This window comes from Micrococcus sp. HSID17227 (assembly GCF_003989405.1).
Taxonomy (GTDB): domain Bacteria; phylum Actinomycetota; class Actinomycetes; order Actinomycetales; family Micrococcaceae; genus Micrococcus; species Micrococcus luteus.
The window spans coordinates 1-670 of sequence record NZ_RBLN01000486.1 but is presented as its reverse complement, the minus strand read 5'-3'; the positions used below and the strand labels follow the sequence as shown (position 1 = coordinate 670).

The window sequence follows — 670 nt, the reverse complement described above, 5'->3', positions numbered from 1 at the left end:
CTTGCCCACCGCCTCCGTGAGCGTGTCCACCTGGCTGAGCGCCTCCTCGGCGGCACGCACGGCCAGCGCCGCCGTGGAGCGGTCCTGGGCGTCCCACGCGCTCCGCGCCTTCGCGACGGCGGTCTCCACGAACTCGAGCCGCTCCCGGGCCTGCGTCGCGTTGTCCGCGACCTCGGCGAGGGCGGACTCCGCGTACTGGCCGTGCAGCGCGGCGATCGCCGACTCGGACTCCTGCACCCGGGACCGCGCCTCGGGCAGGCGGGCGTCGACGCGCTCCAGGGCCTCGGGCACCTGGTTCTCGAGGTCGCGCAGGGAGTCGAACTCCTTCTTGTGCGCCGCGAGGGCCGCACCCACGGCCTCGCTGCGCTGGATGATCTCCTTGAGCCAGGCGCGCTGCTCGGCCTCGGTGTCCGGGATCTCGTCGTCGAGCTGGTGCTGGAGCTGGAACGAGGCCCGCATGTGCTCCTTGGCCCGATCGATGTCCTCGCGGAACGTCGCCACGGACTTCTCCCCGTAGGACGCCTCGGCGAAGCCCAGCTCCTGCTCCGAGGAGCGGATGGCGTCGTCCGCGGCCACGAGCTTCGAGCCGGCCTGGGTGCGCAGCTGCTCCACGCTGAGCTCGTCGAGGGGGTCGCGGCGGACCTCCTCGGTGCTCAGCGTGGAGCAGCTG

At 73.0% G+C, this 670-nt stretch carries 1 pseudogene; it reads right to left on the bottom strand.

Annotated elements, in window-relative coordinates:
- Positions 1 to 670 (bottom strand): annotated as a pseudogene (locus tag D8M29_RS13715) (TPM domain-containing protein); the annotation flags it as partial.